Below are 20,048 nucleotides of genomic sequence, written 5' to 3'. Positions count from 1 at the left end.
TGTCGTCGCATTTCAAGACTCTGGTTTGGCTGCGACTTTTTCATTGTCCTTTAACGTCAATGGCGGCTCGTCCGCCTCTTCGGCGATGGGCTCAGGGGCCTGAACCGAATCCGGTCCGGGTACCGGTTGCGCCAGCGGTACGCCTTCGGGCGTTTCGCTTGGGGTTGGTGCGACGACCGGAGGCGCAGTCTCAGCTTCAGGTACGTCTTGTGCCAAGGTCCGCCGAAACACCAGCACATTGCGCCAGTTCGTTGTCGATCCGGTCAGGCCCGAGCGTTCCTCGCTGGGCAGAAGTTCCGCGCGCTGATACTCCCAGCCGTCCCGGCCCATCTGGTTCAACACCTGCTCGACCGAGGCGGCGAACCGGCCCTCGGACGTTTTCACACCCTTGGCTTTGACACCTTTTTGCGGGGCGGGGATGACCTTGTATTCGTAGCGCTGCATCAACTGTTCCTAAACCATATTCGCGCCAACTTAACATGCTGATCCCCGGGCGAAAGCACCGTTGCGGGATCGGCGAGATTTAGCTCCGCATGTTGCCGCCGACCTGTGCCGCTTTGGTCACCAGTGACAGACAAAGCTGGGTTGCCAGTGCCATGTCCTGCACCGATATCCACTCCAACGGCCCGTGAATACACTGCATCCCGGTGAACAGATTGGGGCAGGGCGTGCCGAATTCGGTCAGGCGCGAGCCGTCAGTGCCGCCCCGGATCGGAACAGAGAGGGGTTCGATCCCCAGCTCCCGGCAGGCCGCGCGGGCCAGATCAACGGGTGTCATGTCCTTTTCCAGCCAATAGCGCATGTTGCGATACTGATGGCTGATATCGCAGGTAATAGTCGCGCGGGGTTCGGTGGCCTGCACCGCGGCGCAGATCTGGCGCACGATCTCGCGCTGAGCCTCCAGCCCGTCCATTTCGAAATCCCGCAGGATCAGCTTGATCTCCATCTCTGATGAGCCGCCATTCATATCGGTAATGTGGATGAAGCCTTCGCACCCATCCGTCACCTCTGGCGTCATGGTGGCCTGTGGCAGCATCTGTACAATCTTTGCCGCCAGATGGGTGGCATTCACCATCTTGCCCTTGGCCAAACCGGGGTGGATCGACACACCTGCGATTTTGATCACCGCGCGATCAGCCGAGAAGCTTTCATATTCGATCTCGCCCACCTCCTGCCCGTCAAGCGTATAGGCGAAATCGGCCTTCAGATCCTTGGGCAATCGCTTGGTCACACCGCGCCCGATTTCTTCGTCCGGTGTGAAAGCGATGCGGATCGGCCCGTGCGGAATGTCGGGGTTATTGATCAGATGCCGCGCCATGGTCATCAGGATCGATACGCCCGCCTTGTCATCTGCTCCTAAAAGCGTTGTGCCTGAGGCGGTGATCAAATCATGGCCGATCTTTTGGGCCAGGTAAGGGTGTTCTTTGGGGGACAAAACCAGATCGGTATCGTCGGGAAAACTGATTTCTCCACCGTTATACCCCTTGATGACGCGCGGTTTGACACCCGCGGCATTGAACTGCGGGGCGGTATCGACATGGGCCAGAAACCCGACGGTCGGCCCTTCGGCGGTGCCCGGAACAGTCGCCACAACGACGCTGTCGTCGGTAAGTTCAACATCTTGCGCGCCGATTTCGGTCAGTTCCTGCCGCAGCAGGTGCAGCATATCGAACTGTATTTCGGTGCTTGGGGTCGAGGGTGAGGTCTCGTCACTTTGGCTGTCAATCGCCGTGTAGCGCATCAGCCGGGTTTCGAGTTCCTGGTCAAATTTGTTTGTCATAATGCCACCCTTTCCGGTGCCGAAGAAAGGGCGCAAATGAAAACGGAGTCAAGCGGGTGTCCTGACTCCGTTCAATCTTGTGATGCAGGGCTTACCCGCCCAGTTTTTTGCTGACCAATTCATTGACGGCTTTGGGGTTGGCTTTGCCCCCGGTGGCTTTCATCACCTGACCGACAAACCAGCCCGCCAATTTTGGGTTCACTTTGGCCTTTTCGACCTGCGCCGGGTTGGCGGCGATGATCTCGTCCAAAGCGGCCTCGATGGCGCCCGTGTCGGTGACCTGTTTCATGCCGCGCTCTTCCACGATCTGCGCCGGGTCACCGCCTTCGGTGTAGACGATCTCGAACAGATCCTTGGCGATCTTGCCCGAGATGGCATCCGAGGAAATCAGGTCGATGATCCCACCTAACTGCGCGGGGGAAACCGGCGAGTCGGTGATGTCGTGGTCTTCTTTTTTCAGGCGTCCAAACAGCTCGTTGATGACCCAGTTCGCGGCCAGTTTGCCGTTGCGGCCCCCAGTAACACCACCGACGACCTCTTCGAAATAGGCGGCGCTTTCGACCTCGGCGGTCAGGACGGAGGCGTCATAGTCAGTCAGGCCGAACGCTTCGATGAATCGCGCTTTTTTCTCGTCGGGCAGTTCAGGCAGCTTGGCGGCGATGTCATCGACCCATGCTTGCTCAATCTCTAGCGGCAGTAGGTCGGGGTCGGGGAAATAGCGGTAGTCATGCGCTTCTTCCTTGGACCTCATCGAGCGGGTCTCACCCTTGTCCGGATCGTACAGCCGGGTTTCCTGATCGACTTTGCCACCACCTTCGACGATGGCGATCTGGCGGCGGGCTTCGACCTCGATCGCCTGTTGGATGAAACGCATCGAGTTCATGTTCTTGATCTCGCAGCGCGTGCCCAGATGCGAGAAGTCCTGCGTTTCCTGATACTTCTCATAAGCACCCGGCAAGCAGATCGAGACGTTCACGTCCGCCCGCAGGTTGCCGTTTTGCATGTTGCCATCACAGGTGCCCAGATAGCGCATGATCTGGCGCAGCTTAGCGATATAGGCGGCAGCTTCTTCCGGGCCACGAATATCGGGGCGCGAAACGATCTCCATCAGGCAGACGCCGGTGCGGTTCAAGTCTACGAAGGACATATGCGGGTCCATGTCGTGGATCGACTTGCCCGCATCTTGCTCCATGTGGATGCGTTCTATGCGGACCATGCGCGCGGTGCCGTCCCCCATCTCGACCAGCACTTCGCCTTCGCCCACGATGGGGTGGTACAGCTGAGAAATCTGATAACCCTGTGGCAGGTCAGGGTAGAAATAGTTCTTGCGGTCGAACGCCGATTTCAGATTGATGTCCGCCTTCAGGCCAAGACCGGTGCGCACCGCCTGTTCGACGCAGTATTCATTGATCACCGGCAGCATCCCCGGCATCGCCGCGTCCACAAAGGCCACGTTCGAGTTCGGCTCGGCCCCGAATTGGGTCGACGCGCCCGAAAATAGCTTGGCGTTGGACGAGACCTGCGCATGCACCTCCATTCCGATCACCAGTTCCCAGTCGTGCTTGGCCCCGGCAATGGTTTTGGGTGTGGGCATTTCGTATGTCAGGTCGAGCATGGCGCGCCTCATTTCCGCAGAAGTCTAAGCCTGCGTATTAGGCCTGGCGGGGCCTAGGGGCAAGGGGGAAAGGCGCGATTCAGTGTTGTGAAAACTGCAGGCCGGTGGGCGTGAAGGTCACATTCTTGCCACTGCCCAGCTCATCCCGTAACAGATCGCCGATGGCGCGCAACGCATCGCGCTGTCCACGCGCTGCAAATCGTTCGGGCGAATTGATGCGAACCGAATTGTTGAAGCCCGCAGTTGCATGGGCCCAGATCAGCGGATGCAACTCGGTCAGGTGGTCGCGGATCAGCCAATTGGCGGTCTCGCGCATCTGGTTGCGGATCTGATCGGCCTTGTCGTTCAAACCCAACCCGTTTTGTACAGTGATCGCACAATAAGCGGACAGCATATTGACCATCTGCTGACCGGGGTGCAGCCGCAGAATGTCGCGCAGACCTTCAAGGAAATAATCGATATCAACGCGCGCGCAAGCTTCGGCGTCCATCGCGATGGCATCGAACTGGACCCATGTGTAACCGCCCGCACCCCATGTATCATGTGTTCGGGCCGCGTTGCGCAGGGCCTGCAGTTCAAGCTCCTCATAGCTGCCGAACCAGCGGGGCAGCAGATGACTGCCCATCGCGCGCATGTGGCGCTGGTTTTTCGGATCAAGGTCAATCAGGCGCTCATACTTTTCAGCGACCCGAGCGGTTGCCTTGCGCTGACCGGCCAGCAGCGCACATCTGGCGGCTGCGATAAGCGGGCTATCGGGTGCGGCGGCCATGCAGTCCGGCAGGATTTGGCCGGCACGATCAAAATGCGCCGCGCAGCGCGAACTGTGTAGCGACGGCAATGTCGCATCCGCCGAATTGCCACGCCAGGCCCAGGCAATATCGATATGTGCCAGCGCCACGATTGTGGCGATCATCGGGTCGTCCGGGTGATCGCGCATCTCGGTTTCCAGTTCCGAAATCCCGCCCAGCAGATCGAAATCGGATACTGCCTTGCCATCTGACAGCGCATGTTCGGCCGCCAACACCACGTCAGATCGAGCGCCAAAACCCAATAGATCGGCAATTGGCATCCCATCGGGCGCCGTTGCGCGCGCCTGATCAGCAGCGCGCATTTCTGCGGACAATTCATCCCAGCGATCCTGGCGCGCCAAATGGCGTCCGCGCTCGATCATTTCGCGGCCCACAAGGTCCTTGCGGTCAAGCTTGGCAACAGGGATGTTCAATTGGCCCTGTTCGGGCAAAGCCGCTGCCAAGGCAGAATTAGCCAGACAGACATCAGGCGTGACTTGAGGTTTCTGAGGTGAAAATCGGGCAGAGAATGCCCGTGTAAAGCGGAACATAGTGGTACTCGAAAACTTAAAAACTGGTAACTGCAGGATAGGCTGGCCGGAAAATCCGGTGATTTCAAGTTAAATGCGCGTTACCTTCCATGAATCCTGTGTAATCGTGCTGGGCTGCGTGGATCGTTTCAGAAAACAGTAAAATGATGGCGTTCAACGCGGTAACCGGCCTGGGTGACAACCTCTTCAAACTCCCGGTGCGGCGGTAGCGACTCATCGGGCAGGCGGATGCGTTTTTCCGATTTCAGCACCAGCGAGACGCGGACCGAGAAATCCCAGCGCGTGTCGAATCGAAAGAAATCAATCTCTTTCAAAGCGATCTGGCCTTTCCGTTTTCCAGAGTACCAACGCAGCATATCCTGATCGAACTGAACACCTGCGCTGCTGTCGTGCAAAACATCCCAAACTGCGGGCAGGGTGGTCACGGCCAGCAGAGCCATCAGCCACCATGCGGCTTCAAACAGAACAATCAACGCAAGCAATGCTGCGTAGATGACGATCAGAAGAATGACCGTCCGAGGGTTCCGATTGCGCCGCGTGAACGTGTAGGTTGTCATGCGCCCAGGATGCGCGAAATCATTTCGGTCGTATCACGCGACAGGTTCGGTGTTTCGGAAATGCGGGTCAGTTGCGTGCGGATCAGGTCCTGTCGATCTGCATCATAACGCCTCCAGGTCTGGAAGGCCGAACACATGCGCGCTGTGGTCTGCGGGTTGACAGGGTCCAGTTTGATCAACCAATCCGCCAGCAGTGCATACCCTGTGCCATCAAGCTGATGAAAGCCTGCATGATTCATCGCCAAACCACCCATCACAGCGCGGAATCGATTGGGGTTTTTCCAATTGAAATCAGTGTGTTCAGTCAAGTTTTTCGTGACTTTTCGCGCCACTTCGGGCGCGGCCATTGCCACTTGCAAACCGAACCATTTGTCGATGACCAGCCGATCATGCTGCCATTGATCATAGAACCGGGCCAATTCTGCCTCGCCATTGCGGGCACGCAACAAGCAGGACAGGGCCGAGAGTTGCAAGGTCATGTTGTCCGACTTCGTGTAGGATTCAGCAGCCAGCGCGCCTCCATCCAGGCGGGTGGTCAGAGCCAGCGCCGCGCCGCCCAGTGCGCGCCTACCCGATTGTGCGGCATTCGGTGCGTAGGGCGCGTCCACCAGTGCTTCGCCGTGCAGGCGGGGCAGCAGGTCTTGCAGGTGCTGGGCTGTGGCTTGTCGCAGGGTCTCGGTCGCGATCCAGATCGCCATCGGGTCAGGCGTCTGGCCGCGTTCATGCAAAGCCGCCGCCAACTCTGATTGTGTGGGCAGGCCCAGCATTAGCGCGCGGTAGGCGGGGTCCAGATCCCCATCGCGTAACACGGCCAGCAAACCGTCGAGGTAGTTGGAGTCTGGTGTTGCGTCGTCCGAGATCATGCGCAGCAGCGTATCTTCGGCCAGCGAACGCCCGGCCTGCCAGCGATTGAACGGGTCTGTGTCATGGGCCAGCAAGAAGGCGCGATCTGCGTTGGTGTGAACGTGTTCAAGGATCACCGGGGCCGAGAAATCCCGCAGGATCGACGGCACCGGCTTGGCCGCGAGACCAGAGAAGGTAAAGCTCTGTTCGGCCTCGGTCAGCTCCAGCACCTCGGTGGCGCGCACCTCATCCCCGTTCGGACCTAGCAGGCCGACCGCGATGGGGATGACCTGAGGCAGCTTCTCATCCTGTCCGGGTGTTGGCTCGGTGTGCTGGCTCAACGTCAAGGTATAGGTCCCATCGCTCCAGTCCTCGGCGACCGAAACCCGAGGCGTGCCGGATTGGCTGTACCAGCGTTTGAACTGGCTGAGGTCACGGCCTGTCGTGTCTTCGAATACTCTCAACCAATCTTCGATCGTGCAGGCCTGCCCGTCATGGCGGTCAAAGTAGAGGTTTAGCGCCTTGGCATAGGCTGCATCCCCGACCAATCGTTTCAACATGCCAATAACCTCGGCGCCTTTTTCATAGACGGTTGAGGTATAGAAGTTGTTGATTTCCTGAAAACTCTCAGGTCTGACAGGGTGAGACAATGGCCCGTTATCTTCGGGGAATTGCCGTGCGCGCAGGTCGATGGCGTCATGGATGCGTTTCACCGGGGCCGAGCGCATGTCGGATGTAAATTGCGCATCGCGGAAGACCGTCAGCCCTTCTTTCAAACACAGTTGGAACCAGTCGCGGCAGGTGATGCGATTGCCGGTCCAGTTGTGGAAATATTCATGCGCGATGATGGCCTCAATTCGTTCGAAATTCAGATCGGTCGAGGTTTCGGGGCTGGCCAGAACAGCGGACGAGTTGAAGATGTTCAGCCCTTTGTTCTCCATCGCGCCCATGTTGAAATCATCTACGGCGACGATATTGAACACGTCCAGATCGTATTCACGGCCATAGACGTCTTCATCCCATGCCATCGATTTTTTCAGAGCCTCCATTCCGAACGCGCACTTGCCTTCATCTCCGGGGCGGACCCACAGGTTCAGCTCGACTTCGCGTCCCGACATCGTTTTGAACTGGCCGGGATGGGCAATCAGGTCCCCGGCGACCAGCGCGAACAGATAGGCAGGTTTGGGCCATGGATCGGTCCATTCGGCCCAGCCTTCACCTTTGCCAGATGGGTTGCCGTTCGATAGCAGGACAGGGAGGTCGCCGTTGATCCGTACGGTGAAAGTGGACATCACATCGGGGCGGTCGGGATAAAAGGTGATCTTGCGAAACCCCTCGGCCTCGCATTGGGTGCAGTACATGCCGTTCGACATGTAGAGCCCTTCAAGCGCGGTGTTGTTACCCGGGTCGATTTCAACCTCGGCTTCCCAGATAAACGGCGCATTGGGAACATCGGTAGTCAAACCTTGATCGGTCAACACGGGGTTTACGTCTGACCCATCAATGGACGCACGTATCAGCTTTAATTCTTCCCCATGCAAGAAGAAGCGGTGGTCTGAGGCATTGGGGTTAGGCCGAAACGCGATGCGCGAAGAAACACGCGTTGCATGCGGTGCAAGATCAAAGGTCAGATGAACGCTGTCCACCAGATACCCGAAGGGTGTGTAGTCTTTCAGATAGATTGTCTTGCCGGTTTCGTCGCGCATCCGAGGCCTCGCATCGGTTTTGGGTTTTCCGCGACGTTAAGAGCTTCGTTCCGGGGCTGCAACCGGCCTGCGGAATTGCCTTGCCGCTTTTGAAACAGCTTTAGGCAAAACGGGGCGATGGGAAACCCTAGACAAAAGTTGCCTATCGGAAACTTTCGGCCTAAGTCAGTTTGGCATACATCGGCACACAAACGCGGGAGATCAGACACATGAGCGGCAGACAGACCCTGAGCGGGTTGCAGGTAGATCCGATACTGGTTGAGTTTATCGAGACACAGGCGCTGCCGGGCACAGATGTGTCGTCCGAACAGTTTTGGGCCGGTCTGGCCCGCATGGTGCAAGATTTGGGCCCCAAAAACCGGACCCTTCTGGCCAAACGCGCGGATATTCAAAGTCGTATTGATGGATGGCATCGTGCAGAAAAATCGCAACCCATGGATGCCGCCGCCTATCAGGCGTTTTTGAAAGAGATCGGGTATCTGGTTGATGAGGGCGAGGCGTTTCAGATCGAAACGGCAAATGTGGACCCCGAGATTGCGCTGATCCCCGGCCCGCAACTGGTTGTGCCAATTACCAATGCTCGCTTTGCTTTGAACGCGGCCAACGCCCGCTGGGGCAGCCTGTATGACGCGCTTTATGGGACAGATGCGATGGGTGATCTGCCTGCGGGTGGGGGCTATGACGTGGAGCGCGGGGGGCGTGTAATTACTTGGGCCAAGGCGTTTCTGGATGAGGTTGCACCGCTTGCCGAAGGATCGTGGGCCGAAGCTGCGGAGCTGACCATCGATGCCGGCGCGTTGACCCCCGCGCTGGCCAATCCTGCACAGTTTGCCGGTTTCGGCGGGGACGCAAATAAGCCTGCGTTTGTATTGCTGAAAAACAATGGCTTGCACATCCAGATCATGATCGATCCGTCCAGCACCATCGGGGCAAGCGATCCTGCGGGCATTGCTGATATGCGCTTGGAATCAGCACTCTCGACCATCATGGATTGCGAAGATTCGGTTGCCTGCGTGGATGCTGAAGATAAGGTTGTCGCCTACGGCAACTGGCTGGGCCTGATGAAGGGCGACCTGACCGAAGAGGTCACGAAGGGCGGCAAAACCTTCACCCGTAAGCTTGCAGATGATGTGGAATACACTACGGCTGACGGCGGTCGGGCGTCGCTGAAGGGCCGGTCGCTGATGTTGATACGGAATGTGGGCCACCTGATGACCAACCCGGCGGTATTGGACGGTGAGGGCAATGAGATCGGAGAGGGGCTGATGGATGCGCTGTGCACCACGCTGATCGCCATGCATGACCTCAAGCGCGACGGCGGGAACTCGGTCGAAGGGTCTGTCTATGTGGTCAAACCCAAGATGCATGGCCCCGAAGAGGTGGCGTTCGCAGTTGAGATTTTCGACATGGTCGAAGACATTCTGGGGTTGCCGCGCAACACTGTGAAACTGGGCATCATGGACGAGGAACGCCGCACCTCGGCAAACCTGACCGAGTGCATCCGCGCCGCGAAATTGCGTGTGGCGTTTATCAATACCGGGTTCCTGGATCGTACCGGGGATGAGATTCATACCTCGATGGAGGCGGGTCCGATGTTGCCCAAGGGGGACATCAAAACCACACCGTGGATTGCCTCATATGAGGATCGCAATGTCGATATCGGTCTGGCATGCGGTCTGAAGGGCAAGGCGCAGATCGGCAAAGGTATGTGGGCGATGCCCGACCGGATGGGTGAGATGCTGGAGGCCAAGATCGGCCACCCGCAATCCGGCGCAACCTGCGCTTGGGTTCCATCTCCCACAGCGGCGACGCTGCATGCAACGCACTATCACAAGGTGGATGTGCTGGCCCGGCAGGATGAAATCGCAACAGGCGGCGCGCGCGGTACATTGGATGATCTACTGACCGTTCCGTTGCTGGGCGGCCGCAACCTGAGCGACGAAGAAATCACCCGCGAGGTCGAAAACAACGCGCAAGGCATCCTGGGCTATGTGGTCCGATGGGTCGATCAGGGCGTTGGCTGTTCGAAAGTGCCCGACATTCATGATGTCGGTCTGATGGAGGACCGCGCGACCTGCCGTATCTCATCCCAGGCGCTGGCCAACTGGCTGCATCATGATGTCGTAAGCGAGGCACAGGTGATGGCTGCGATGCAGAAAATGGCGGCTGTGGTGGATCGGCAGAATGCGAGCGACCCAAGCTATGCTCCAATGGCACCCGGATTTGACGGTGTTGCCTTCCAGGCTGCTTGCGATCTTGTCTTCAAGGGCCGGGTTCAGCCCTCGGGCTATACCGAGCCGGTTCTGCATGCGCGGCGATTGGAGTTCAAAGCCAGTCAGCACTGAGTGGCAATTGCGGGAATGAGGGGGCTGTCTGCCCCCTCGTGCTCCCCCGAGGATATTTTTGGCCAGATGAAAGGGATCAGGTATGGGTATTTCTTTGCGCAAGGCGCGCGCGATCATTCGTAAGGCTTTGGAAAAAGGGCGCGAAATGGAGCTGAAGCCGCTGTCGGTAGTCGTGCTGGATGCCGGTGGTCATGTCATCGCGTTTGAGCGTGAAGACGGTGCCGCCCCTGGCCGGTTCGCCATTGCGCAGGGTAAGGCTTATGGTGCCGTCATGCTGGGCATGGCGGGCACAGCACAGATGCAGCGGGCTGAAGCGCAGGCTTATTTCATGGCCGCAGTGAATGGTGTTTATGGCGGGCAGGTCGTGCCAGTGCCGGGTGGTATTCTGCTGCGAGACCGCAAAGATGCGGTGATCGGTGCGGTTGGTGTGACGGGCGACACATCCGACAATGATGCCGTTGCAGGCATGGCGGGTATCGAAGCAGCGGGGCTGACGGGCGAAATCTGACCCGACACGGCCCGGTTTTTTGGGCGTGTGCGCAATTGAACATTGCTTTGCGCTGTTATGCAGGCCGTGCGTGGTTGCACGGGCTGCTTTGTGTCGATAGCGTCAGTTCCAATCAATGCAAAAGCAAGGAGTTGGAATGGTGCGACCCGTCGTTGGTATTATCGGCAACTCTTACCTGATGAATGATCAATATCCCACGCATGCGGGTGGGACGATGAATTCGGATGCCGTGGCCAATGTATCTGGCTGTCTGCCGCTGCTGATACCAGCAGATCCACGCTATGTCTCGGTCGATGAGTTGCTCGAGGTCTGTGACGGGTTCCTGCTGACGGGTGGTCGCCCCAACGTACATCCCGAGGAATATGGCGAAGCGGCCACAGATGCGCATGGCGATTTCGACCGGGCGCGGGATGCAATCACGCTGCCTTTGGTGCGCGCCTGTGTCGAACGCGGCCAGCCCTTTCTAGGGATCTGCCGTGGGTTTCAAGAGGTGAACGTGGCAATGGGCGGCACGCTTTATCCCGAAATCCGGGACCTGCCAGGTCGGATGAACCACAGGATGCCGCCCGACGGAACGCTTGAGGAAAAATTCGCCCTGCGACACATCGTGACCCTGTCGGAAAACGGTGTGTTTCACGATGTTTTTGGTGCGACCGAAGTGATGACGAATACCTTGCACGGTCAGGGCATCAAGCGGATTGGCGAACGCGTTGTGATTGATGGCCATGCGACGGATGGCACACCCGAGGCGATCTATATCAAGGATGCGCCTGGTTTTACCCTTTCGGTTCAGTGGCACCCGGAATGGGATGCGATCAATGATCCGGTGTCTCGTCCGCTGTTTGAAGCGTTTGGGACCGCTGTGCGGAGCTGGGCTTCTGGAACCGCGCTGCAACAGATGCAGAGATTGGCGTGACATTGATTGGCGGAGGCCCGGCAATAGTTGCCGGACCGCCTCTTTGTCATTAGATCAACAGATCGAACTGATTGATCAAGGGCAGGCTGCGTGCGCGCTCTCCGGTCAGGTCGAACAATGCGTTGCCAAGCGCGGGCATGGATGGAGGTGTGCCGGGCTCACCCGCGCCGCCCATATGGCGGTTGGTTTCCAGCACGCGCACCTCAACCTGAGGTGCGGTGTGCATGCGGATCGCGTCATAGTCGGGGAAGTTGTACTGCTCGACCTCGCCATCGGCAAAGGTAATCTCGCCGTAGCAGGCCGCTGAGAGGCCATAGATCATGCCGCCGAACATCTGGGCTTTGACATTCTCGGGGTCCAGCGCCAGCCCCATGTCACAGGCGATCCACGCCTTGTTGATACGGATCGTGCCGTCTTCATCTGCCACTTCAATGACTTGCGCCACAGGGGTGCCGAAGCTGTAGGTGAAGGCCACACCGCGCCCGACACCGGGGGGTGTCTGGCCCGTCCAGCCCGACATGTCGCGGACCGCTTCAAGGCATCCTGCGGATGGGGCGTGCTCGCCTTGCATCAATTCCAGTCTGAATTTCAGCGGATCACGGCCTGCAGCATGGGCAAGTTCATCCATGAATGTCTCATGGAAGAACCCGTTATGGCTGTTGCCGACCGAGCGCCAGAACCCGACAGGGATATCCAGCTTGGCGATATGGCCGCTCATGCGATAGTTCGGAACGCCGTAGGGCTGGTTGAAGAATCCCTCGACCAATACCTTGTCCGGGCCTGCACCGGGCAGGCCAGTATAGCGCTGAACAGCCTGTTGTGTGCAGGATTGTGAGGCGACGGCCCCATCGATCAAAACCACTTTGCCATCTTGAACCGCACCTCGCATCCGGGCGATCGCGCCGGGGCGGTAGTAGTCATGGCGCATGTCTTCTTCACGGCTCCAAGTGGTCTGGACCGGCGTACCCGGCATCTCCATGGCGACCTTGGTGGCGATGTCACCGAAATCCAGCTCTCCACGTCGGCCAAAGCCGCCACCCAGATAGGTGGTGTGGATCTGCACGGCCTCGGTCTCCAACCCGGCCGTGTTGGCAACGCGGAACTGGATCAGGGTAGGGGCCTGGTTGCCGCACCACAGTTCCAATGCGTTTCCGGTATAAAGCGCGGTGGCGTTCATCGGCTCCATCGTTGCATGGGCCAGATAGGGCAGATGATATTCAGCTTTGATCTCTGTTGCGCCTTCGGGCATGATGCTGACATCGCCATCATCGCGCATGGTCGAATTCGGCGCGTCGTCGAACGCCTTGGCGATCTCTGCAAAGACCTGATCCGTTTCGGGGGGGTAGGGGGCGTCGCCCCAATCCACATCAATGGCGTCAACCGCCTGTTGGGCAAGCCATGTGTTGTTGGCGATGACCGCAACACCAGTGCCCAGATCGACCACCTTTTCGACACCCGGCATCGAGGTTGCGGTACTGTCGTCATATCCGTTCATCGCGCCACCCAGCTTAGGGTTCATGCGCACAGCGGCGAATTTCATACCCGGCAAGCGGACATCGACGCCAAACTCTGCCGTACCCGTCGCTTTCTCCACCATATCCAGACGCGGCAGGGCCTGTCCCAGATAGCGCCATTCGGAGGGATCCCGCAGGGGAGCCTCGACCGGTTCAAGACCGGCGACATCAACGGCCAGATCGGTGTACGAGATTTTGTCGCCGTTCGGGGCGATCACATGGCCTGACGCGGTCTGCAACTCTGCCGGATCAACGCCCAGTCGGTTGGCTGCGGCGCGTTTCAGGGTTTCGCGCGCCGAGGCCCCGGCCTGACGCATGCGTTCATACCCGTCCTTCATCGAAGTAGAGCCACCGGTTACTTGTAGACTGAGGGTACGCCCCAACACACCCAAAGCCTCGCCCAGATTGTGTTGAAAATCCGAGATGTCATAGCCCTTGTTGGGCAGACCTTCGCCAATCAGGGCCGAGTTGTAATAGGCCGCAGCGGCAGGCCCGTGCAGAACGGTGATCTGATCCAGATCAACGTCCAGTTCTTCGGCAATCAGCGCGGCCCATGTGGTTTGTACACCCTGTCCCATCTCTGCGCGGGGGGCGAACAGCGTCACGCCGTTCTGGTCGATCAGAATGAACGGGTTCAGCGCCGCCTCGCCGTCGCTGGGTTTCAGCGGGTTGGCGGCCGGGCGGGTGACGTAATAGGCCCCAAAGGCCACGCCGCCGACAATTGCGGCAGAGCCGATCAGGAAGGTTCGGCGCAGGATTTTTCCAACTTTACCCATCTCTTACGCCTCCTTTAGTTTGCCAGCGGCGTCGTGAATCGCTGCGCGTATTCGGGGATAGGTACCGCAGCGGCACAGGTTCCCCTGCATCGCGTCGTCGATATCGGCATCTGAGGGCGCGGGGTTTTCGGCCAGCAAAGCTGCGGCCTGCATGATTTGCCCGGACTGGCAATAGCCGCATTGCGCCACCTGATGGTCGACCCAGGCTTGCTGGAGTGTCGACATGGCGGCAGGTGTTCCAATGCCTTCGATCGTGGTCACATCGCCCCAGACATCTGACAGGGCCACCTGACAGGACCGCACGGCCTCGCCATCGATATGCACGGTGCAGGTCCCGCAGGCAGCGACACCGCAACCGAATTTGGTGCCGGTCAGACCGACCTCATCGCGCAGCACCCAAAGCAGGGGGACATCATCAGGCAGATCGACCTGATGCGCTGTTCCGTTGATTTTAAGGGTGGTCGCCATGGCGCGCCTCTCGTTAGCTGTGGCAGTTTCTGACATAATTGTTGAAAAGTGTCAGTGTGTCAATTGACAAAATATACGAAAACTGTCAGAGCTTCTAAAATGAAGGATACGGGCGACGACACACGGCAAAAGGCCATTCTGGCTTCGGCTTTTCAGGCTTTTTCGAAATACGGATTCCGCAAGACGTCTATGGACGATATTGCGAAGGGTGCGGGTATGTCTCGGCCTGCTGTGTATCTGCACTATAAGAACAAAGAGGCAATCGTTCGCGAGCTGACCAGGCTGCACTATGCTGACAAGGCAAACGCCGTAGCCGCTGCTTTGAAGAATGCAGGATCAATCTCGCATGTACTGAACGCAGCGATTCAGGCGCAAATGGAGGGAATGACGGCGATACTGGCTTCACCCCATGGGGTCGAGATGCTGGATACGACCAAATCCATGTCGACCGATATTGTCGAACAGGGCGAGGCAGAACTGACCTTGCTGTTTGCGGAATGGCTGACCGATATGCAGGCCAAAGGGCGCGCCCGCGTGTTCGACACGCCCCACGACACCGCAAAGACGATTACGGCCAGCCTGAAAGGGATCAAGCTGACCGCCTCCAGCGCCGAAGAGTTCGAACAGCGCACCCGGCAGCTGGCTGCGATGATCGGCGCTGGGCTTGAGGTCAGGTGACCTGCTGGCGGATTTTGTATTCGGGCCGATCCCACTGTCGGTTGCCCATGATATCGGCCATAATATCAACCGCTTGTTCCACATCTGTTTCGTCGACGTAAAGCGGTGTGAAGCCAAAGCGCATGATGTCTGGTGCCCGGAAATCCCCGACCACGCCGCGCGCGATTAGGGCCTGCATCGCGGCATATCCTTCGGCAAAGTGGAATGAGACCTGACTGCCACGCTGCATCGGGTCGCGCGGGCTGGCAAGTGTCAGGTCAGAGCAGGTGGCCTCGACCCGTTGAATGAACAGCTCGGTCAATTCGATGGATTTTGCGCGCACATCGGCCATATCGGCCATATCCCAAACATCCATCGCCACCGAAAGTGAGGCCATCTGAATGACCGGAGGGGTTCCGACCCGCATGCGCTCGATCCCCGCGCCAGGGCGATAGTCGAGATCAAAGGCAAAGGGGGCCTCGTGTCCCAGCCAACCCGACAGCGCTGGGCGCACCTGGTCCATCAACCGAGGGGCCACATAGATAAAGGCCGGAGCACCGGGCCCGCCATTAAGGTATTTGTAGGTGCATCCCACCGCAAAATCAGCATTGCAGCCCGACAGGTCAACTGGAATCGCCCCAGCCGAATGCGCCAGATCCCAAACGGTCACCACGCCCAAGGAGTGGGCCAATTCAGTCAGGGCTTTCATGTCATGCAGGCGCCCGGTCCGGTAATCCACCTCGGTCAGCATCAGAACGGCGACGTCATCCGTCAGAGCCTCCGCCACTTGTTCAGGGTCGACCACTCGCAACTCATAGTCATCGCCGAGTGACCGCAAAAGCCCATCAACCATATAAAGATCGGTGGGGAAGTTGCCATTGTCTGACAGCACAACTTTGCGATCCGGGTTTAACTCCAAAGCGGATGCAACCGCCTGATAGACTTTGATCGACAACGTGTCGCCCACGACAACACTGCCGGGTTCTGCTCCGATCAGTTTGCCGATCCGGTCACCCAACGCCGCCGGCATACCCATCCAACCGGCCTTGTTCCAGCCGGTGATCAGCATTTGCCCCCATTCGTCGGTCATCATCTTGCGCACGCGATCTGCCGCAACCTTTGGAACCGGGCCCAGAGAGTTACCGTCGAGGTAGATCATCCCCTCGGGCAAAGTGAACATGTCTTTGGTCGTCGCAAAATCAGTCATGACTGCCTGTTTTTTCGTTTCTTTGGATAGCACTACACTCAGGGCGTAAAACATCCCGGCTCTGCTGTCCATTGATGCGACATCTGGGGTTTTGCTATTTCGGTCCCAAAGCGGTAGGACAGCGCCCAGAAACGACACGTGTACTTACGTGGCGTCAGCCCCGAGGATCGACGATGCGCTGGATCGACCTTCCCCCTGTCTGGCTAGTGGGCTTTGCCCTACTTGCCTGGTTGCAGTCGAGGTATTTGGGATTTGGCCTGTCCCTTGAGGGCGGGCTGACCGATCTGCTTAGCGGTGTGCTGATCGGGGGTGGCATTCTTCTGGCTGTATTGGCCGTTGCCGAATTCCGGCGCCACAAGACAACAGTCATTCCGCATGAAACACCCAGCGCAATCGTGCAATCCGGTATCTACAAACGCAGCCGGAACCCGATCTATCTGGGGGATGTTTTGATCCTGGCGGGTCTGGTGCTGCGCTTTGACGCCGTTCTGTCACTGGTTCTGGTGCCGATCTTCGTCTGGGTGCTTGAACGTCGTTTCATCCTGCCCGAGGAGGACCGCATGCGCCGCACCTTCCGCGCTGATTTCGCCCGCTATGAACAAAAGACAAGACGATGGGTGTAGCCAGATCAACCGAATGACACAACGTAATGGATGCTGCGCTTGCGAAATAAAATTGCGCAAGATACATCTTTTCTTAACAATCCATACCCGAGGACCTGACCGGCCTTAGAACCAAGGGGGACTGCCAGTGAAAATAGGCACACCGAAAGAAATACTGGATGGCGAGAACCGAGTGGCAATGACGCCAGACTCGGCCGTACAGCTGCAGAAACTGGGCTATGAGTGCCTGATCGAAAAAGGAGCCGGGGCGGCCGCCGGGTTTTCGGATGCCTCATATGAGGCTGCGGGTGTTGAGATCGTAAAAACCGCGGCGGCGCTTTGGAAAGCGGCGGATATTATCGCCAAAGTGCGCATCCCGACCGAGACCGAGCTGAAGCGTTTGACCAAAGGCAAGACGCTGATCTCTTTCTTCAATCCGGCGGGGAACGAAGAAGGGATGGAACTGGCCAAGTCCAAAGGCGCGAATGTCATTGCGATGGAGATGGTTCCGCGTATTTCCCGCGCGCAGAAGATGGACGCGTTGTCCTCGATGGCCAATATCGCCGGTTACCGTGCGGTGATCGAGGCGGGTAACAACTTTGGCCGGTTCTTCACCGGTCAGGTGACGGCGGCCGGTAAGGTGCCGCCTGCCAAGGTTTTGATCGTGGGGGCCGGTGTTGCCGGTCTGGCGGCGATTGGTACGTCCACGTCGCTGGGTGCGATCACCTATGCGTTCGACGTACGCCCCGAAGTGGCCGAGCAGGTCGAATCCATGGGCGCCGAGTTCGTCTATCTGGATTTCGAAGAAGAACAGCAGGATGGTGCGGCCACCGGTGGCTATGCTTCGGTCCAGTCGGAAGAGTTCCGCAACGCGCAGCTGGCCAAGTTCCGCGAACTGGCGCCCGAGGTGGACATCGTCATCACTACCGCGCTGATCCCGAACCGCGAAGCGCCCGAGCTTTGGACCAAGGATATGGTCGAAGCGATGAAGCCGGGCTCTGTCATCGTGGATTTGGCAGCGGAGAAGGGCGGTAACTGCAAGCTGACCGTGCCGGATGAGAAGATCGTGACCGACAATGGCGTGACCATCATCGGCTATACGGATTTCCCCAGCCGGATGGCGGCGCAATCCTCTTCGCTGTACGCGACAAACATCCGTCACATGATGACTGACCTGACGCCGGAAAAGGACGGTCAGATCAATCACGACATGGAAGATGACGTGATCCGCGGAGCAACCGTGACCCATGAGGGTGAGGTCACCTTCCCGCCGCCACCGCCCAAGGTGCAGGCGATTGCGGCGCAGAAAAAGCCCGAGGTCAAGGAACTAACCCCGGAAGAGAAAAAGGCGCAGGAAATCGCAGCCTTCAAGGCGCAGACCAAGCAGCAGTTCACCCTGCTCGGTATTGGCGGCGCGCTGATGCTGCTGGTGGGGCTGATCGCTCCGGCCAGCTTCATGCAGCACTTCATCGTCTTTGTGCTGGCGATCTTTGTGGGCTTCCAGGTGATCTGGGGCGTAGCGCACAGCTTGCACACACCGCTGATGGCGATCACCAATGCGATCTCGTCGATCATTATCGTTGGGGCCTTGATGCAGATTGGGTCCGGGTCGTTCCTGGTTATTCTGCTGGCCGCGCTGTCCGTCTTCATGGCCGGTATCAATATCTTCGGCGGCTTCCTCGTAACCCGGCGCATGCTCGCCATGTTCCAGAAATCCTAAGGAGGTCGGGCATATGATTGGCTTCACTTCTGCCGCTTACGTTGTTGCGGCTGTCCTTTTCATCCTTTCGCTCGGCGGTCTGTCGAACCAGGAAAGCGCCAAGCGCGCGGTCTGGTATGGCATCGTCGGTATGGCGCTGGCGGTCTTTGCCACGCTGGTTGGCCCCGGTTCGGGCCTGTGGCTGCTGTCGCTGCTGCTTATCGCGGGCGGTGGCCTGATCGGTCAATATGTGGCGCAGCGCGTCCAGATGACCGAAATGCCGCAACTGGTGGCTGCGATGCACTCGCTGGTCGGTCTTGCGGCCGTGTTCGTTGGCTTCAACGCCCATTTCGAGATCGGCAACGTGGCACAGGTCATGGCGATCGCGGATTCGGCGTCTCAGGCGGACCTGTCTGATCTGGGCGCATTTGCCAAGCTGATCGCCAAGAAAACCCCTGCGGAACTGGCGATTCTGCATGTGGAACTGTTCCTGGGCATCTTCATCGGTGCGATCACCTTTACCGGTTCGGTCGTCGCTTATGGCAAGCTGGCGGGCAAAGTCACCTCTGCAGCGACAAAGCTGCCCGGTGGTCATGCGCTCAACGCGGTAGCGGCTGGGCTCTCACTGATTTGTCTGATCTGGTACACCTCGACCGGGGGGCTGTTCCCGCTGTTCCTGATGACGCTGGCGGCGCTGTTCATTGGTTATCACCTGATCATGGGTATCGGTGGTGCCGACATGCCGGTGGTTGTGTCGATGCTGAACTCGTATTCGGGTTGGGCGGCAGCCGCGATTGGCTTCAGCCTCGGAAACGACCTGCTGATTGTGGTCGGCGCGCTGGTGGGCTCGTCCGGTGCGATCCTGTCCTACATCATGTGCAAGGCGATGAACCGGCATTTTGTCAGCGTCATCCTGGGCGGCTTCGGTGGTCCGCAGGGGGAGCAGATGGCTGTCGAAGGCGAACAGATCGCAATTGAGGCTGACGGTGTGGCCGCCGCGCTGAACGATGCGGACAGCATTGTCATTATCCCGGGCTATGGCATGGCTGTTGCGCAGGCACAGCAGTCAGTGTCCGAGCTGGTCCGCAAGCTGCGTGCCAAAGGCAAAGAGGTACGTTTTGCGATCCACCCGGTTGCCGGTCGTTTGCCGGGTCATATGAACGTGCTGCTGGCCGAAGCCAAAGTGCCGTATGATATCGTTCTGGAAATGGACGAGATCAACGATGACTTCCCCGAGACGGATGTGGCCATCGTGATCGGCTCGAACGACATCGTGAACCCGGCCGCGCAGGAAGATCCCAACAGCCCCATCGCCGGAATGCCGGTTTTGGAGTGCTGGAAGGCCAAGCAGGTGTTTGTGTCCAAGCGCGGTCAAGGCACTGGGTATTCGGGCATCGAGAACCCGCTGTTCTTCAAAGAGAACACGCGCATGTTCTATGGCGACGCCAAGCAGTCATTGGATAAGCTGCTGCCGATGATCGACTGATCATCTCATGTAAGAAAATTGCAAAGGGCG

At 58.5% G+C, this 20,048-nt stretch carries 16 protein-coding genes; 7 read left to right on the top strand and 9 right to left on the bottom strand.

Annotated elements, in window-relative coordinates; genetic code table 11:
• Positions 1–12: 12 nt before the first annotated feature.
• From AC2FGE_RS11415 to pepN, 6 genes are all read right to left on the bottom strand, one after another.
• The gene (locus AC2FGE_RS11415) at positions 13–444 is read right to left on the bottom strand and encodes a DUF4177 domain-containing protein (RefSeq protein WP_496819346.1); all 432 of its coding nucleotides are present in this window, start codon (positions 442–444) and stop codon (positions 13–15) included.
• Between the two features lie 79 nt (positions 445–523).
• Entirely contained in the window at positions 524–1,780 is a 1,257-nt protein-coding gene (gene pepT / locus AC2FGE_RS11410; RefSeq protein WP_496819345.1) for a peptidase T, read from the bottom strand.
• Positions 1,781–1,871: 91 nt separating this feature from the next.
• On the bottom strand, positions 1,872–3,395 hold the full coding sequence (gene gatB / locus AC2FGE_RS11405) for an Asp-tRNA(Asn)/Glu-tRNA(Gln) amidotransferase subunit GatB (RefSeq protein ID WP_496819344.1): 1,524 nt from the start codon (positions 3,393–3,395) through the stop codon (positions 1,872–1,874).
• A gap of 79 nt (positions 3,396–3,474) precedes the next feature.
• A complete protein-coding gene (locus AC2FGE_RS11400; protein WP_496819343.1) occupies positions 3,475–4,734 on the bottom strand; it encodes a hypothetical protein in 1,260 nt (419 codons plus the stop codon).
• A 128-nt stretch (positions 4,735–4,862) separates the two neighbouring features.
• Complete coding sequence (locus tag AC2FGE_RS11395) at positions 4,863–5,291, bottom strand: hypothetical protein (RefSeq protein ID WP_496819342.1); 429 nt, start codon at positions 5,289–5,291, stop codon at positions 4,863–4,865.
• A complete protein-coding gene (gene pepN, locus AC2FGE_RS11390; protein ID WP_496819341.1) occupies positions 5,288–7,840 on the bottom strand; it encodes an aminopeptidase N in 2,553 nt (850 codons plus the stop codon). Before pepN ends, AC2FGE_RS11395 begins: the two co-directional genes overlap by 4 nt.
• Positions 7,841–8,049: 209 nt before the next feature.
• Between pepN and AC2FGE_RS11385 the strand changes: the two genes are divergently transcribed.
• From AC2FGE_RS11385 to AC2FGE_RS11375, 3 genes are all read left to right on the top strand, one after another.
• A complete protein-coding gene (locus AC2FGE_RS11385) occupies positions 8,050–10,185 on the top strand; it encodes a malate synthase G (protein ID WP_496819340.1) in 2,136 nt (711 codons plus the stop codon).
• Between the two features lie 82 nt (positions 10,186–10,267).
• Positions 10,268–10,693, top strand: a complete 426-nt coding sequence (locus tag AC2FGE_RS11380; protein WP_496819339.1) for a GlcG/HbpS family heme-binding protein — start codon at positions 10,268–10,270, stop codon at positions 10,691–10,693.
• 136 nt (positions 10,694–10,829) lie between these two features.
• On the top strand, positions 10,830–11,609 hold the full coding sequence (locus tag AC2FGE_RS11375; protein WP_496819338.1) for a gamma-glutamyl-gamma-aminobutyrate hydrolase family protein: 780 nt from the start codon (positions 10,830–10,832) through the stop codon (positions 11,607–11,609).
• A gap of 49 nt (positions 11,610–11,658) precedes the next feature.
• Here AC2FGE_RS11375 and AC2FGE_RS11370 read toward each other — a convergent pair whose 3' ends face one another.
• On the bottom strand, positions 11,659–13,899 hold the full coding sequence (locus AC2FGE_RS11370) for a xanthine dehydrogenase family protein molybdopterin-binding subunit (RefSeq protein ID WP_496819337.1): 2,241 nt from the start codon (positions 13,897–13,899) through the stop codon (positions 11,659–11,661).
• A gap of 3 nt (positions 13,900–13,902) precedes the next feature.
• Entirely contained in the window at positions 13,903–14,367 is a 465-nt protein-coding gene (locus AC2FGE_RS11365; protein ID WP_496819336.1) for a (2Fe-2S)-binding protein, read from the bottom strand.
• Between the two features lie 99 nt (positions 14,368–14,466).
• Here AC2FGE_RS11365 and AC2FGE_RS11360 point away from each other — a divergent pair, with 99 nt between their 5' ends.
• The gene (locus AC2FGE_RS11360) at positions 14,467–15,045 is read left to right on the top strand and encodes a TetR/AcrR family transcriptional regulator (RefSeq protein ID WP_496819335.1); all 579 of its coding nucleotides are present in this window, start codon (positions 14,467–14,469) and stop codon (positions 15,043–15,045) included.
• Here the strand turns inward: AC2FGE_RS11360 and kynU are convergent.
• Positions 15,038–16,231, bottom strand: a complete 1,194-nt coding sequence (kynU, locus tag AC2FGE_RS11355; protein WP_496819334.1) for a kynureninase — start codon at positions 16,229–16,231, stop codon at positions 15,038–15,040. The genes AC2FGE_RS11360 and kynU overlap by 8 nt on opposite strands.
• Positions 16,232–16,404: 173 nt before the next feature.
• Between kynU and AC2FGE_RS11350 the strand changes: the two genes are divergently transcribed.
• From AC2FGE_RS11350 to AC2FGE_RS11340, 3 genes are all read left to right on the top strand, one after another.
• A complete protein-coding gene (locus AC2FGE_RS11350; RefSeq protein ID WP_496819333.1) occupies positions 16,405–16,854 on the top strand; it encodes a methyltransferase family protein in 450 nt (149 codons plus the stop codon).
• Between the two features lie 127 nt (positions 16,855–16,981).
• Positions 16,982–18,553: a Re/Si-specific NAD(P)(+) transhydrogenase subunit alpha gene (locus AC2FGE_RS11345; RefSeq protein ID WP_496819332.1), complete on the top strand. Its 1,572-nt coding sequence runs from the start codon at positions 16,982–16,984 to the stop codon at positions 18,551–18,553.
• Between the two features lie 13 nt (positions 18,554–18,566).
• A complete protein-coding gene (locus AC2FGE_RS11340; RefSeq protein WP_496819331.1) occupies positions 18,567–20,018 on the top strand; it encodes an NAD(P)(+) transhydrogenase (Re/Si-specific) subunit beta in 1,452 nt (483 codons plus the stop codon).
• The last annotated feature ends 30 nt before the right edge of the window (positions 20,019–20,048 follow it).

Source organism: Ruegeria sp. YTSA075 (genome assembly GCF_059610245.1).
This window is presented reverse-complemented; position numbering and strand designations above follow the sequence as displayed.